This is a genomic window from Flavobacterium rarum (SeqCode), from assembly GCF_965234445.1.
In the GTDB taxonomy this organism is placed as follows: domain Bacteria; phylum Bacteroidota; class Bacteroidia; order Flavobacteriales; family Flavobacteriaceae; genus Flavobacterium; species Flavobacterium rarum.
In genome coordinates, this window is the sequence record NZ_OZ248503.1 from 1 (window position 1) to 16,687 (window position 16,687).

Below are 16,687 nucleotides of genomic sequence, written 5' to 3' on the forward strand. Positions count from 1 at the left end.
GTAAAGAATCTCCCTTCGTCTTTTCTCCTGGTTGGATATTCTGGATATTACGACTAGCATAATTCCTTACATTCTGTTCAGACTCTAAAAAATAAAAAAGAATGAGGTGGTTTCTATCGAACAATATACTTCTTGAGTTATTTAGCCATCGGTGTACTCTCATTCTTCTTACTTTATTTCTACAAATTTAATCATTCCATTTCTGAAATTTTTAACTTTGCAAACATAGGAGCTATCCTATCGTGTGGATACAAATATTAGCCCTTTTTTTTACGTATTCTTAACAAATCAATTTTATAAGATCTAGTTTTATCAGCAATTCTAACATAGCCCGCGGTTTTAACCGTGGGTATCGTATCGATAAACATTTTTTTTTAGACATTGAATTTCCCCTAATATTGTCTCCAACGGTTGAAACCGTTGGCTATGGTATAATCAAACCGTTGCCAGAGGAATTACTATAATAAATTGCTTTATTCAACGCCCAAATTTTGGAGTTGTGTCCACACGATAGGATAGCTATCGGAGTCTGAGTTCCATTTTAGATGTGTCCACTCGATAAGATAGCTATCGGGAGCTATCTTCATTCTTGTTTTTGTTTTGGAATTACGGCTTTTTCAATTGTATAAACTTTTAACAAGGAAAGTGCATAAACAAAAGCGGGTGCTGCCAGTCGCATAGCCGCATGATTGATCGTTAATAACCAAAATGCCAAAAAGGATAACGCCAATATATTTTGCTTATTATTTATGAATAAAAATATAGGAGTAAAAAAAAGAATCATTAAATTTATTAAACCAAGCGAGCCGTGTTCTGCCAACATTCGTGTAATTTCATTATGTGAAGCCGATACTATACCAGTTTCTTTTTCCCGAATCTCTTTGTTTCTTCCCACACCTACTCCTAAAATGGGATTGTCCATAAACATTTGCAACTCGGAGGCGATGAGTGTTTCTCTTCCGGTTAATTGGCTTTTTTTCTCTCGCCCTCTTGCATCTTGATTGGCATAACGTTTGTTAATTAATCCGCCCGTTTGTAATGAACTGTAACCCCAAACACCTAATCCCGCCAGAAAGGAGAAAATAATAATCAATCCTATTTTAGGTTTTGTATTAAAATTTGCTTGAAAATACAATATCAGAATTAATAAAAGAATCATCACAATTCCTGTATATACGCCTCCTCTCGAAAAAGTAACGATTCCTCTAAAAGCAAAAACCAGAACCAATCCAGCATTTAACAATTGTAGTAATTTGTTTTTTGAATTTAAAAGTAATTGAACAAAAAAGATAAAAATACCCAATCCTAGAATAGTAGATACTTGATTCGGTCCAAATCCTCCCGACGTTTCAAAATTGGACTGAGTCCCAGTAACTACATCTCTCACACTAGGTGTGTACAAAAACAAATAGACCACAATAGCAACCAACGGCAAAGAGAATGCGGTAATAACTCCTAATAATCTATCGAAGCTGATTTTTCGTTGGTAACAATAAATAGAAGAAATACCCAAACAAATGGGGCCAGAAATATTAAAAGCAATCGCTTTTCGAATATCAGTCTCAAAATCTAATGAAACGGTAGACAATACAATACTCGGAACAAGTAATAATAGAAAAAGCCAAAACAAAATTGCTTTGTTCGAAAATCCAGAATAAATCATTCCAAGAAACATAAATGTCATAATTGAATACTTTCCGAACTCATTCAAAATCATTCCGTCAGTCATACGCAACAAAACCTCAACACTAACTACGTAAGCTGACATTATAAGAGCTTCATTATTTTTGTTCTTATTTTTTATAATAAAATAAATGCCAAAAACAAGAATTACTAGTGTGTATATTTTTGAAACAAATGGTAAAACATAAACCAACACGCCAATAAAAGCATGAAATAGGATTAAATATAAATAAGACAACTCCTCTTTCTTCATTTTACTGTTTTTTCAACCAATCTAAATATATTTTCAGTACACTTTTCGAGGAATATTCGTTTTGTATGGTAGTATAAAGGGCTTTACCATATTCCATTCGTACTGCTTTATTCTCTGCCAATTCAACTATTGCATTATAAAACAAATCAACATTATTAGAATCAACTAGTACCCCATTTTTTTTATTTTTAATAATCATAGGTATTTCTCCAACATTAGTAACAACAGTAGCCTTTTGATTCAACCCATATTCCAAAAGTGCTAGTGGCAAACCCTCGGATATCGATGTCAAAATACCGATATCCGATTGCCCTAAAATAGCTGTTATATCTTTTTTTGAGCCGTAAAGAAACACATTATTATCTAAATCATACTTATTAATTTCTTCTGAAATTTGTCTGGAATAGGCATCTTCAAAATCTTTTCCAACCAAATGAAAGGTCCAATCGGGATGGGATTTTTTCATTTTTTTTGCAATTTCTATTATCAAAAAATGATTTTTTTGTGCTCTCAAATTAGCCAAAGATACAATTCGTTTACCATCAAAACCTTTTAAGATAGTATGTTCAACAATATCAATTTCTTTTACAGGAAAATTGGGTAAATAAATGACATTTGTAGCTTTTAATTTTTTCTCAGACCAATTTTTAAGGTTTTGATTTACCGCAATAACCCCTTTAAAAAAGGGAGCAGTCAATTTCAATACAAAACTAGGTCTTGTTGCCAAAAATTCATTATTCCCATAATGATCATGCCAAATAATTTTTAGAGAAGGATGACTTAGTTTTAGCAAAAAAGCTAAAAAAAAAGAAGTACTATGGGCGTGAATATGAGTCACTTTGTTTTTTATTACAAAAGAGCGTAGTCTAAAAAGAGCACCAAAATCAAGTTGTCTTTTCTTATTCAAAAAAAAATACGAGACTCTTGGGTTGATTTGATTTAACAAAGCGCCTTCCTGTCTTGTGGCAACAAGCCCTGAAAATTCTATTTCATCAACCAATGTATTGGCATAATTTACGGCTACACGCTCGGCTCCCCCAGCTTCTAGAGAATCTATGATTTGAATAATTCTCATTGTTCAAGCATTTTTTTTATTTCTCCTTCAAAAACATCCAAGGTATAGTTGCGTGACCAATGGGATGCTTTTTCTCTTTTAGATTTAAAGTCACTTTCATTGGTAAGTAGTGTTTCCAATTGTTGAATATCTTGTTCCAGGTTCATGTGCAACAACAAACCTCTTTCACCATAATCAAGCATATAAGGAACGCAAGAAACAGGAGTAGCCACAGGAACACAACCCCAAAACATACCCTCCGCCAGTGCTTTTGGCCAACCTTCACTTTTGGATGCTAATAGCACAAAATGGCTCTCTTGGCACGCTTTTTTTAAGGTTTCTTGATTCTGGTTTCCGTTTAGTTTTATAAAATTATCCAAATGATTTGAAGCAATATACTTTTCCAAAACTTTACGTTCTACGCCTTCTCCAAACAAATTCAAAGACACATCATACCCTTTTCTGTATAATCCTTCTACCAATTGAATTGCATACAAAGGATTTTTTCCCTTAACCAAAGTCCCAACAAAAACAAAATGGATTGTTCCCTTTAAATCCAATGTTTTAAGCGGTACTTTATCGGCTTCTGAATAGGTAGCGGTAAAAAAAGGTTTAATATTCTTCGTACTCCCATCCCATTCGCCATAAACCAAAACCTGCATATTTCTGGTTAGGAAGGTGTTGCTCAAAATCCATTTCTGTAAACGGTAACTCCAAGGTTGTTTCGCTTTCGGATCCCAATTACCGGCGTATTTTGCTGTTTTGGGCTTATTAGGAAATAAAATTTGAACCAAACAGCCTAGTAAACCAATATTGCCAGGACAGCGTAAATGGATATGATCGGCTTGATTCATTGCTTTAAAAATTTGCCAACTAATTTTTGGCGTTTTTGTAATTGCATTCCAAATTTCCTTCAACCCCAACAAACTAATTGAATCAATAGTCAAAAACAGGATTTCCTTTTGTTTATAAGCGCTATCAATAGTTGTCACCTCTCCATTTTGAATTGGGGCTACAATAATTAATTCATCTGTATATTCTCCCCAAAGATTCATTTCAAGCACATAAGGAGCATAAGCAAAATATTTTTTTTTATACTTTATATGTGGTACATGGGTTATTATGGCAAATTTCATTTGAAGCTTCTATTATATTTTGGAAACATCATTATTCAATAATTTATAGAACTAATATTATTTTTTCTGCATCAACATAGTTAAATGCATACAGCTAAACAAAACAGATTCTGAAGTCTTAGAATTATCCCAATCCTCTTTATGCCAATTATGTCCAATTTTATTTTTGCTTAAATCTGAAATTGGTAGTATTGAAATTAACGCCATCCATTTTGATTTACCAAGAAGCCCTCTCTTTTCAACAATAGTAAAAGCAGACTGAAATTGATAAAATGTTTTTTTACTAAAAGGCCACTCCCATGCGGCATCCGACTGGAATGGACGATACAATGTTCGTATTATTTTTATAGGTAGACTAGTTTCTAAAGGATCATAACTAATTATCTGACCATTTGGAGCTAATTTTTCGTTGAGCTTATTGATCAGAATTTGTGTGTTTTGAAAATGATGCAAAACTCCATAAGCATAAATTAAATCGTAATCTTTCTCTAGAAACTCTGCAGAAAGAAAATCAATAGTTTTAGCGCTTGCATTTGGATAACAAACTAAACGTTCATTCAGTTTTGAAATAGCTATATCGCTCAAGTCAATTCCTAAATATTCCTTAGAATGTTCTGCTAAATACATGGACCAATAATTCCCAGAAAAACAACCTAAATCCAATACTTTCTTGGAACTTAAATCCCCAAACCATTCTTTATGTAATAAGTAAGCTTGGTCTTGAACTCCAACTGCTTTTTTTATCTTATTCAAAATTCCATTTCTGAATTTGGACCAAATACGCGTAGCATAATTTTTCTTTTTGGTATTATAAAATTCAGCTTGCTTAATATTTGTTTCTAAAATTGATTCAGTTGTTTTCATTTTTTTTATTTGGTTTACTAAAAATCAAACTCCACCAGCCAATCGTCCTACCAAACCCTTCGGTTAAAGCTTCCTTTTTTTGGTTCGTTGTAATTACATTAAAATAACGAATAAATGTCAAAAGTAAAGTAATAGCATGCCATTTTAAGAAATCCGCTGCATTGGGAGTTGGATTTTTAACCCTCCACACATACCATCCATTTCGAACCACCATTTTTCCATACTGGTATTGATTGGGGCGACCAGAAGCTTCATGGTAATGGTTCAATTTTGCTTTCGTATTGAGATACAGCTTACCTGTTTTGGCAACTCTCAAGCAAAAATCGGCATCTTCGTACAAACCATAGCCTTCAAAATAGGTGGAAAATTGAAAAGTATCAAACACCTTTTTTTTAAAAGAAGAAACTCCTCCCATTAATTGTTCGACTTCATAGATTTTGTCACTTGGAGGTAGAAAACCAACGCTTCTACCGTGTGAAAATAAAGAAGAAAATCCTGGTGGACAATCACTATCTAATCCTAATTTTTTCCTTAAAACAAAGCGGCTTCCGTCTTTTCTTTTCCATCCATCAAAATAAAACTCCTTTATTTTAGGCTGATAATTTAATCCGACACATTCCCATTTCATTTCATTGTGAATATAACCACCTACTCCTAATGCATTTGGATACACTTTGTAGGTGTTTAGTATTTGCTCAAAATAATCACTCTCTAAAACGGTATCATCATCCAAAAAACAAACTACATCCATATCCGATCCAACATGCGCAATTCCAAAATTACGCTGTATAGTCAAACCTCGATCCTCCTTTGAAACCAGAAAATAATTTAGATTAGTAAAAATCGGAACACTGAAAATTTGTTGCGTTTCATTATTGCTAGAACCATCGACAATTAAAATTTCATCTGGATATAATGATTGTTCCCTTACCGATTGCAACAATTGGAGCAACGGTTTGGGGCGCATGTAGGTACAGATGATTAGGGAAAACTTCATGATTATTTATTTAATTCATTAGCCCAATACATACTTTGTTTCCATTGCTTTCTATAATTGGCAAAATATCGAAATGGATTTTTGACACTTTGATGTTGGTAGAATTTAAAGAACAAAGTCGTTTTATAACCTAAGACTTGCTCTTTTGTTTGGTGTAATAACTTATACAATAAAACGGTAGGTGATGGTTTAGGCTGGATTGTATCTTCCTGCCATTGTAACTTGGGTTTCGTACGAAAACCTCCGATTGACGCTTTTAAGTGTAGCAACTCTGGAATTGGGGCAAATACTATATCTTTTCCTTTATTTCTTAACTGAAGTCCATAATCGGTATCTTCTCCGTATCCAAACTCAAGTGCTTTATTGTATCTTAAATTCTCAATTTCATTTATTTTTACAATACTGCATCCTGATCCAAATGAACTCCATTGCATATTATAATTTAATTTACTGGTTTTTTGATAATTGGCCTCATAGCATCCAAAAGTAATTGCATCAATTCCAAACGAAGTAGCTACCGCAAATCCTTTTTCAATAAAATCAAAATCAATTCGGATATCATCATCAGCCATAAAAACCCACTCACTTTCTACTTGACTCAATGCCAAATTTCTGGCATTACAAGCTCCTGCCTGATGGGTAAAGGTATGTTTAATGGCAAACGGCCATTTCTCTGAAAGCAAATAATCCAATTCAGAAACACTATCCTTCTGTGGATTCTGCTCTACAATAATCACGTTTGTAGGTAAATGGGTCTGCTTAGCCAAATCTTGTAACACATCATACAGATACTTTTTTCTGCCAATCGTTGGAATAATAACATCTATTGTTGCCTTTTTTACCACATTCCGATTAGATTGAACGACAATGCTATCTAAAGAAATCGACAATTTGTTTCTGTCTTTAAAAATCAAAGCATAAATAAAAGCTACAAATGGAAATCGAAACTCGTACACCAATAAATTCAATAACAATAAAAATATCCAACGTGTTTTGTAATGCTGTTTTACAAACTTAAAAAGAGTAAAAACAGATGTTGTGGATGTTCCTAAAATGGTAGTTTTAATCAGTAATTTAGGTTCTGAATAACACAATAACCCTAAAGGCATACCAACTTTGGCAATTGAACTCAGATAATAATCAAAATCAGAATCTACCTTTATTTTACTTTTAAAGGCGAGTAAAACAATAGCGTGAATTACCCCTACCTTACTGCTCATTTGCCAAGTAGGATAGGTCACTTTTTTGTTTACTTTTATAAAGGGCGATTCTTCTACATAACCTATTTTACTTCCCAAATAATTGGATTCACTTGGGTCATAGGATAGCATCATTTTTTGATGATGTAGTATTACTGAAATGGCATTCAGATTAATTTGCTGCTCAAAATCTTCATGACACCAAACCAACGTTTCCTCTGGAAACTGAATCGCTAATTGCATCAGTCCATAAGCAATATTCTTTTTTCGATCAAAGAGTACTGTTTTACTTCCAATAAATTCGATTCTAGTAATGGACTTGTTATTATGATAAACTACAATCAAAATTAACCTATTAACGTTTTATAAAAATCAACATTTTGTTTTACCGTTTTTTCAATATCAAAAACAGTCTCTACTCTCATTCTTGCTGCACTCCCAATGATGCCACATAAATTCTCATCGTTTAGCAAACCAAGTATTTTATTGGCAAACTCATCGTGCTGTTTCGGATGCACCAAATACCCGCTTTCGCCCTCAACAATCAATTCTTGTGCCCAACCAATATTACTATTGACTACCGGCTTTTGCAATGCCATAGATTCAATAGTAACCATCCCTAAAGTTTCAGCAAAGGTAGAAAAAACACAGACGTGGGCTTTTTTTATATATTCTTGTATTTCTTGATACGGTATTTTACCTAAATAAGAAACATGTTTTAAATCGTCTTCTTGAAATTGTTGCTCCACTAATTCCCATGTACTTTTGGATTTTGTCTGAATATCACACGAGTCACTTCCTATTAAGACCAAACGTGCCTTGGGATATTTTCTTTTTACTTTATTAAAAATTGTTGGTAATTCCAACACTCCCTTTTTTCGAATTATGGTGCCAATATATAAAATCAAACCTTTTTCATAAACCGAAGGATTGGTGTTACTAAATTGATTCAACTCCAATCCATGATGAATAGTTTCAATTTTTTTATTTTTAATACCAAAAAGCTTTTTTGACAGTTCTCCTGCAAAACGGGTAGGTGCAATAAAAGCTTGAGCATTATTGATAGCTAGTTTTTCAAACCAAAAATTCTTAAGTTTTTGCTTTCTTTGTTCCAAATGACAAAAATAAGTATCACTCCCGTGAAAACGAATCACTAATGGCGCTTTTAGATTCATAAAAGCAGTAATTCCTGTCCAATCGGGTGCCTCTACTAAATCAATTCTCTCGGAAACAATGTATTTATTTATGTAGTTTTGAATATATTTCCGATGCAGATACCAACCCAATATTTTAAATTTCTGTGCTTTTATCAAATGAATTTTCACGCCTTCTTCATAAAGAATAGCCAGCTCTTCTTGTCCATAAACAAAAACAGAAACCGTTACGCCTTCTTTAACCAAGGCCACAACCAAGTTCTTTATACTCGTACCAATTCCTGCAGCATGTTGCACTCGCTCATGTGGGTATTCGGAAGTTAAAAAAGCGATGTGCATCTTTTTATTTATTAAAAAAATCCTTTATAATTTGGGCAGTAAACAATCTCGCACCTGTGTCATTCATGTGCCCGCAAGACGAAAAATATTTGTCTTCTATAACCACATTTTCATAATTGTGAATTTCGGGATATAGCTTTTGAACTTTGTCAAAATAATTAATCCCTTTTGTGTTTTCGCACATTGGCGTCATTACAGCTATCAGGTTAATTTTATTAGCCTTGCAGATTCGTTTAATTTCTTCGTAGTATTTATTGTGTTTTAAAGGCTTCAAATTGGTAATATTGTTTTTCATATTAGCATTTGGTTTCTTACCTAAAGGGTAATAACCCAAATTATCTAAATGTGAAGTTTTTTTATGTATCGCTTGAAAAAACATTTCTCGAAAACCAATTACGGTCCCTAATTTTATATATCGATAAAAAGGGATGTAATACAACTCCCGAAAATCATTCTCCAGCTTAAAATGGGTCGCTATAGTTTCTGAATTATGTAAATAGGGTAAAAACTTTGCTGAAATTCCTTCAGCCTGATGCTCATTTGACAAATTCAAATCAGTCTCAAGAATTAAATTTTTAATTTTATAATCCCTTTCTACCATTAATTTCAAAAGCAAAGAAGCTTCAAACAAATGGCCTCCACTCATACCATAATTAAAGGCTTTCAGCCCTTTGTCTTCAAACATTTGGGCAACAAAATGGTTATTGGCTCTGGAAGAACCTAAAATAATAACATCATAATTTTCGTTTTTGGAATTATAAACATGATCGATTTTCCCTCGATTGTTCGATTGAAGATAAACAGCAGTGTATATAAAATCTAAAGCGATAGCGATCACCATCGTTAGGATCAGTATTTTTAAAATATATAGTATAAACTTTTGCATTAGAATTGAAAATATATAAATTCTTTGTAATCCGAATAAGTTCCAAAAGCGAGAATAGCTATTATAGCCAAAGCCAACTTTACCGTATTGTATTTCCCTGAAATAGGTTCGACTTTGGTTCTATTGTTCCATTCGACTAGAACAAACAAACCGACCATCAACACTAATTCATAATTGTACCGCTCGTTTAGAAGATATTGACTGGCAAACTCTCTGTTTACTACTATTCGTTTCAAATACAAACAAGCATCCGTTATGGTCTTGGCTCTAAAAAACACCCAGGCAATAGTGCTTAAAACAAATGTCGTAACAATACTTACTACTGTTCTAACCGAATCCCAATTCCATTTTAATTGAATTTCATCAATATTGCTCCGGTTTCTGTTCAATAACAAAAGAGGTAGAAAATAAACTGCATTGATAAATCCCCAAGCCAGATAGGTCCAATTGGCACCATGCCAAAAACCGCTTACCACAAATATAACAAAGACGTTCCGAACCTGCATGGCTTTAGACCCTTTGCTTCCTCCCAACGGAATGTAGAGATAATCGCGAAACCAAGAAGATAATGAAATGTGCCAGCGTCTCCAAAACTCAGCAATATCTCTTGAAAAATAAGGGTAATTGAAATTTCGCAATAAATCCAATCCAAACAGTTTTGACATCCCTAATGCCATATCCGAATATCCTGAAAAGTCACCATAAATTTGAAACGCAAAATACACTCCTCCCAAAATCAATGACAAAGAATTCATTGCCGTGTAATTATCAAAAATAGCATTGGCATACGTCGCACAAGTATCGGCAATAACCACTTTCTTGACCAATCCCCATATAATTTGACAGATTCCTTCTTTGGCTTGAGCCAAATTAAATTCTCTTTTAACTTTAACCTGAGGTAATAAATGAGTTGCTCTCTCAATAGGACCCGCCACCAATAACGGAAAATAACTCACAAACAACGAATAATCGACAAAATTATATTCGGCTTTAATTCGTTTATAATAAATATCGATCACATAGGATAATCCGTGAAATGTATAAAATGAAATTCCAACTGGTAATATGACATCCAGTAAAATAGGACTCGCCTTGAACCCAACAGAAGTCAACATTTGTGCAAACGAAGCAGAGAAAAAGTTATAGTATTTAAAAATCCCTAAGAATCCTAAATTAATTATGATACTCAGCCAAAACCAAAATTTTCGTCCTTTCTCGTTGGCACTTTTCTCAATTTGAATCCCGGTATAATAATCTAGAAATGTAGAGAAAACCAACAAAAACAAAAACCGCCAATCCCAACAGGAATAAAAATAATAACTGGCAACGATAAGGAGCGCATTTTGAGTGCTTTTTGTTTTATTAAAAACAAACCAATACAAGAAAAACACTATGGGCAAAAAAATGGCAAAAGCCAGGGAATTGAAAAACATAATTGATTTTAAAAAATTGTATTCTAATTTATACGCAAAGAAAAGGATTATTCTTTAGAAATGATGGTTTTAATTCCTTTCCAAATACGTATCGAAGCTTCTTGTGGAGGATGTTGATTGATAATTTGAAACCATTCTTGTGCATTTTCTATAACCAAAGAATTTGTTGTAATTGCTTTTTCTATTATTCCTGCAATGGCTTCTGGACTATCTATCCACAAAACAACATTGTTGTTAGGCATAGATCGAAAATGAACATAATCATATATTTTTTTTACCGACCAATTTTTGATTTTTTTAGTAGCAACATCATAATTGATAAAGGCACAAGCTTTATTGTGAGACACATAATCAAATACCATTGAAGAACCTAAATTAACCACTAACTCCGTATGCGCTATAGTATTCATTTGTATATCGATATCAGCTTGAGTAGGTAAAACAGTATTCCAACCATCTCCTGTTTTTTTCCAAAGTGGAGCAATTGGCATGATTACATCTTTATAGTTTTCTAAAACGGCATCATATCGATTTGAAAAATCAACAGGACAGCGTCGAAAAATAATACCCAATGAATGCTCTTTTTTGTTTAATTCTCGAATAGCCTTAGCAACATCTTCGAGATATTTCGGATCATCGGGACAGGTCGTTACATCGTCACCCGAATAACAAATATATTTTTTATCCAAATCTAAATCGTTCTGCTTAAAAAAAATTTCTTTAGAGAGCAACTTATTCGTGTCAAAATGAGATTCAAATTGCGGAGTCCCAGTAACAAAAATTTGTTCTTCTTTTATATAGGAATAATAAAAGAGTAATTCTTTTTTCATTAAATCACTCCAGACAAAATAATAATCAGTTTCTACCACCATAGTCGCCTTGGGCAAATTATCCCAAGAAAAAATGAATGTAGCCGTAGGTATACCCAATTCTTGTGCTGCTAGTATTGGTGCAATTGCCGTCATGGGCCTCTGATTGGTGCAAAAAACCAGCGCTGGTTTTTCTTTTTGCAGCGTTTCCAAACATTGGTGGTAATACATGGTTTTGTGCTCTTCTTCTTTAATCTTTTTTCGAATACGTAGTAATCCGTATTTTGAAGAATGGGTAAATGACAACAACTGCGTCACACCGCTTTTTATCGCTTTTATAGTTGTAGCATACGAAAAAGGGAATCGATACGTATTATAAACAGCATCCTTGGTTCTTCGGATATTAAGGTTTAATTCTATTTGTTTACGGGCATTTTTATAGGTCTCCGTCAGCGGATGTGATTTTGAATTTTGAATTTTGATCTCTTTAAAACCCAGTTGGGCTAAATCAAACGGAGTATTGTTCCAAAAAACAACTTCGAAATTTTCTTGTACTCCAATAGCCTGAAAATCGGAATACGCAAAATTACGAAGACCAATTCCGTCGGGTAAAAGGATGACTATTTTATTGTTTTGCATTATCTGTCTCTAAACTGTTTTTGATGATTCATTTTCCAAAAGGCTTCTTTTTGAAGCGATTCTAGAAATAATTCGGCACTATTACCTTGCCCAAAATCATCATCTGATTGTTGTACTTGATGTGAATCGATTATCCTTAAGGCTTCAGAAATGTTTTTTTCATTATAATCGACATTAATAATATCAGCGTGTACGGCTCTGTTTTGTTGGCGTGTACCAATATTGATAATAGGAATACCATAATACGGAGCTTCTCGAATTCCGGCACTACTATTCCCTATAATGAATTGACTGTTTTTTAATAATGTTAAAAAATATTCGAATCTCAGGGAAGGAAAAATTCGGAATCTCGAATTGCCTTTTAATCGCTCATAAGCTGCCAAGATCGTTTTGCTTCCTAAATCGTTATTGGGAAAAACAACAATATAATTATGTCTGTCCGCCAATAATGCATTGACAAAATGAGTTGCATAGTCCTCCATTTCCTTTATTTCGGTAGTAACAGGATGGAACATGACTATTGCATAGTTTTCAAAAAACAATTGATAATATTCTTTGGCAACAATTAAGTCTGGAAGTTGATCTGAAAACATCACGTCAATATCTGGCGAACCAATTGTAAAAATAGATGCTGCGATTTCTCCCATTTGTTTAAGCCTTTTGGCCGCTTCCGTGTTTGAAACAAAATGAATATGACTCAATTTACTTACACTATGCCGAATCAATTCATCTACCGTTCCCGATACTTCTCCACCTTCAATATGGGCTACCAAAATATTATTCAAAGACCCAACTATGGCTCCTGCCAAAGTCTCTACACGATCCCCGTGTACGAGAATTAAATCTGGCTTCACCGTTTTTACATAACTAGAAAGTCCTTCGATGGTTTTGGCCAAAGTCAAATCCATAGTGGTTTCATTGGTATGATTATGAAAAGTGTGTATATTTTTATACCCACAACGTTGAATTTCCAACAAAGTATAACCATATTCTTCCTGTAAATGCATACCCGTTACCGCCACAAAAACCTCAAATTCAGGTTGATCTTCCAAAATTGAAATCAATGATTTTATTTTACCAAAATCGGCTCGAGTACCCGTTAGAAATACGATTTTTTTCATTTATTTTTTTTATAATCAACCAACCCTTTCAGAGTTTCGAACTCTGAAAGGGTTAACTAGACATGAATTATTCAATATCATCCCAAGTCAACTGAACATCATTATCAATTTCTCGAGTCGCTTTTTTACCCAAAATAGAATCAAAATGTTCAGCCAGAATCTTCCCTGTTCCGGGGCGTTTCACCCAAATATTTTCTTTCGTGAATAGTTCTCCTTTTTTTATATCATCTATTGCACAAACGGTGGCAAAAGCAAAATCGATAGTCACTTGTTCTTCTGTTGCAGGCTCTTTGACACCACCGCGCATTTGCCAAATTTCATTTGAACTTACAATCAGTTCTTTGGTGGTTTGCTCATCCATACTGCACACAATATCCGGACCAGTACGTTGCATATGATCCGTAAAATGACGTTCCAAAATACTCGCTCCCAAAGCCACTGCCCCCAGACAAGCATTGTTATTCAACGTATGGTCACTCAATCCAAATACTTTATCGGGGAAGGCATTGTGCATTTCCATCATTGCTCCAAAACGCACCAAATGTATGGGTGTTGGATATAAATTAGTGGTATGTAATAATGCAACAGGAACTTTATGTTTGTCAAAAATGGCCACCGCTTTGCGAATACTTTCAATGGTATTCATTCCCGTGCTCAAAATAACAGGTTTCCCAAACGAAGCAATATGTTCCAGTAACGGATAATTATTACATTCTCCCGATCCGATTTTATAAGCAGGTATATCAAACTTTTTCAGTCGTTCGGCAGCGGCACGAGAGAAAGGGGTTGAGATAAAAATCATACCTTTACTCTCAACGTAGTTTTTCAATTCCCATTCATCTGCTTCATTCAACGAACAGCGTTCCATGATTTCGTATATGGAAACATCAGCATTGCCTGGAATTACTTTTTTGGCAGCTCCAGACATTTCGTCTTCCACAATATGGGTTTGGTGTTTCACTACCTCAACACCTGCTCTATGAGCAGCGTCGACCATTTCTTTGGCTACTTGCAAAGAGCCTTCGTGATTAATACCTATTTCAGCAATTACTAATGGTGGATAATCGGGGCCTATTTTTCTTCCTGCAATTTCTATATATGGTTTCATTTTTTAATTTTTACTTTAAACCTCTGTCAAATCACAAAACACACCCCTAACCCCTCTCAAGAGGGGAATATGTCACTGCTAACATTCAAATTTAAGGTTTTATATGTCATTTCTATATACCGTTCAGTTCATTATTTGCACTCCTAACTCCCCTCTTGAAATCGAAGATTAAACGACTCCTTTATAAAATATTAAATGGAGTTATAGGGGCTGGGGGTGTGTTTTCTTAACAAATACTCTGCATATTCCATATCTTCTTTCGTATCGATATCAACATTTGCAAAAATATGGTTTACTTCGAATGGAAAAGCATTTTCTGAGATAATTTTGCTGTCAGCTAGAGCCCCTCGACTTCGCTCTGGACAGGCTAAATCGAGAGGTAATATCAAAGAAGCTTTTGTAATGTACAACAGTCCGTTTTCAAAAAACAAAGGTTCAAGATCCTGACTACGTTGCCCAATAGTATAATTAAAGGGTTGAAATTTATTTTCAATTATTTTTCCGAATTTCTGATGATTTCTGGTAACGGTAAAAAGGCTGTCATATTTACCTTTTTTATAGATCTCAAAAGCTTCTTTTAGCAAATTATCTGGTCGAAGAGGATTTGTAGGTTGCAGTAAAAAAACATTCTCAACATCAGATCCAAGAGACTCTAAAACATGTTTCAATGCCGAAACTGTCGGCTCCAAATCTCCAGAAATAGTAGCTGGTCGATCGATCACCTTAGCTCCGTTTTCTATTGCTATTTTTTTTATTTCATCATCATCAGTAGAAACATACACATCATCAATAATTTCGTTATTTGCCAAAGCATACTGTATCGAATGCACCAATAATGGCATACCTCCAAACAATTGAATGTTCTTTTCTGGAATGCGTTTTGAACCGCCACGGGCAGGAATGATTGCAATGTTTTTCATTTATTGCATACTGTATTTAGCATTATCTATAATACTATTCATACCATGATTCCAACTTTCAGAACTATATAAATTTTCTGGAATCTTCTCAAAGAATGACGGTTTCTTTAAAAACTCCTCAACTGCCCCTTCCCATTCCGATACAAAATGTGGGTTTTCAATCAATCTTCCAAATTTACCATATTGTAATACTTCAGAGACACCGCCTAAAGCAGAAGCTATACAATAATTCCCACAGTGCAGGGCCTCAATCAAACTGAGACCAAATCCTTCATGCCAAAGCGTGGGAAATAAATAGCAATCTGAAGCTTGAAAATAAGCAGCCAATTCTTTATTGGGAATTAGTCCTAAATACACTACTCCGTCTTGAGCAGATTTCGCTTCACTACCAATCACCCATAAAACGATATCTTGCCTTTTTTCATTCACCCTTTTCCAGGCATCCAGCAAAAGATGTAGCCCCTTTTTGGGACGATCTTGAGCACACCATACAAATACAGTTTTATCACTTACTCCCATCGTGCTTTTTAAAGTCAACTTGTTCTTTTGTGAAAGCGAAAAAAAATTGCCCGTATCAATCCCATTGTGCAATACCGAAAAACGGGTGGGCAAAACGGTATAAAGTTCTTTGTGAACTTTATACGAATCGTGAGTCAACAAGACCATTTCCTGAATGTTCTCATAAAACCATCTGCTTTCAAAATTACCGTAAAAAGGGGCAAATCCATGATAAAAAAATTGAAGATAACAATTGGTTCGCATCCCTTTTTGGTTCAAAAAAGCCACCAATGGTTTGACTATCCCAAAATTATCCACAATTTGAATAATATACTTTTCATTGGAAACCATAATCCTTTCAAGGGCTTTGAGATAGCCCAAATAGGGGTTTTTTGTCCATTTTTGCTTTATCTTAGTGAAATTGTCATTTACAACAAAACTATAACTCACTGTACCCCATTTTTCTTCTGGCTCAGGACAAACAATATAATCTATAGAATGGTCGCCTTGCAGATAATTTTTGTATAAAGTAGTCCAACTGCCAATTTCAGAAAAAGGCAGGGCAACTTGTGATAGTAGAATTACTTTTGGCAT

The 16,687-nt window shown here is 34.2% G+C and carries 14 protein-coding genes; all 14 read right to left on the reverse strand.

The window, feature by feature from the left end; all coding sequences use genetic code 11:
* Positions 1-583 precede the first annotated feature (583 nt).
* Complete coding sequence (locus tag AC8GF4_RS13745) at positions 584-1,936, reverse strand: O-antigen ligase family protein (protein WP_506595469.1); 1,353 nt, start codon at positions 1,934-1,936, stop codon at positions 584-586.
* 1 nt (position 1,937) lies between these two features.
* Positions 1,938-3,011 carry a glycosyltransferase family 4 protein gene (locus AC8GF4_RS13750; protein WP_506595471.1) on the reverse strand — a complete coding sequence of 358 codons (1,074 nt, stop codon included), beginning with the start codon at positions 3,009-3,011 and terminating at the stop codon, positions 1,938-1,940.
* Positions 3,008-4,126, reverse strand: a complete 1,119-nt coding sequence (locus AC8GF4_RS13755) for a glycosyltransferase family 4 protein (protein WP_506595472.1) — start codon at positions 4,124-4,126, stop codon at positions 3,008-3,010. Before AC8GF4_RS13755 ends, AC8GF4_RS13750 begins: the two co-directional genes overlap by 4 nt.
* 57 nt (positions 4,127-4,183) lie before the next feature.
* A complete protein-coding gene (locus AC8GF4_RS13760; RefSeq protein WP_506595474.1) occupies positions 4,184-4,990 on the reverse strand; it encodes a class I SAM-dependent methyltransferase in 807 nt (268 codons plus the stop codon).
* Entirely contained in the window at positions 4,977-5,987 is a 1,011-nt protein-coding gene (locus tag AC8GF4_RS13765) for a glycosyltransferase family 2 protein (RefSeq protein ID WP_506595475.1), read from the reverse strand. Before AC8GF4_RS13765 ends, AC8GF4_RS13760 begins: the two co-directional genes overlap by 14 nt.
* Before the next feature lie 2 nt (positions 5,988-5,989).
* Complete coding sequence (locus tag AC8GF4_RS13770; RefSeq protein ID WP_506595476.1) at positions 5,990-7,531, reverse strand: glycosyltransferase family 2 protein; 1,542 nt, start codon at positions 7,529-7,531, stop codon at positions 5,990-5,992.
* Between the two features lie 2 nt (positions 7,532-7,533).
* Positions 7,534-8,679, reverse strand: a complete 1,146-nt coding sequence (locus tag AC8GF4_RS13775) for a glycosyltransferase family 4 protein (RefSeq protein WP_506595478.1) — start codon at positions 8,677-8,679, stop codon at positions 7,534-7,536.
* Between the two features lie 4 nt (positions 8,680-8,683).
* The gene (locus AC8GF4_RS13780; protein WP_506595479.1) at positions 8,684-9,565 is read right to left on the reverse strand and encodes a hypothetical protein; all 882 of its coding nucleotides are present in this window, start codon (positions 9,563-9,565) and stop codon (positions 8,684-8,686) included.
* On the reverse strand, positions 9,565-10,998 hold the full coding sequence (locus AC8GF4_RS13785) for an MBOAT family O-acyltransferase (protein WP_506595480.1): 1,434 nt from the start codon (positions 10,996-10,998) through the stop codon (positions 9,565-9,567). The genes AC8GF4_RS13780 and AC8GF4_RS13785 overlap by 1 nt, the downstream gene beginning before the upstream one ends.
* Before the next feature lie 47 nt (positions 10,999-11,045).
* Complete coding sequence (locus tag AC8GF4_RS13790; protein WP_506595481.1) at positions 11,046-12,446, reverse strand: UDP-glycosyltransferase; 1,401 nt, start codon at positions 12,444-12,446, stop codon at positions 11,046-11,048.
* A complete protein-coding gene (neuC, locus tag AC8GF4_RS13795) occupies positions 12,446-13,567 on the reverse strand; it encodes a UDP-N-acetylglucosamine 2-epimerase (RefSeq protein ID WP_506595482.1) in 1,122 nt (373 codons plus the stop codon). Before neuC ends, AC8GF4_RS13790 begins: the two co-directional genes overlap by 1 nt.
* 67 nt (positions 13,568-13,634) lie before the next feature.
* Positions 13,635-14,675, reverse strand: coding sequence for an N-acetylneuraminate synthase (gene neuB / locus AC8GF4_RS13800; protein ID WP_506595483.1), 1,041 nt, complete (start codon positions 14,673-14,675; stop codon positions 13,635-13,637).
* A 191-nt stretch (positions 14,676-14,866) separates the two neighbouring features.
* Positions 14,867-15,595, reverse strand: a complete 729-nt coding sequence (locus AC8GF4_RS13805) for an acylneuraminate cytidylyltransferase family protein (RefSeq protein WP_506595485.1) — start codon at positions 15,593-15,595, stop codon at positions 14,867-14,869.
* Positions 15,596-16,687, reverse strand: coding sequence for a glycosyltransferase family 4 protein (locus AC8GF4_RS13810; RefSeq protein ID WP_506595486.1), 1,092 nt, complete (start codon positions 16,685-16,687; stop codon positions 15,596-15,598). It abuts the gene before it with no gap.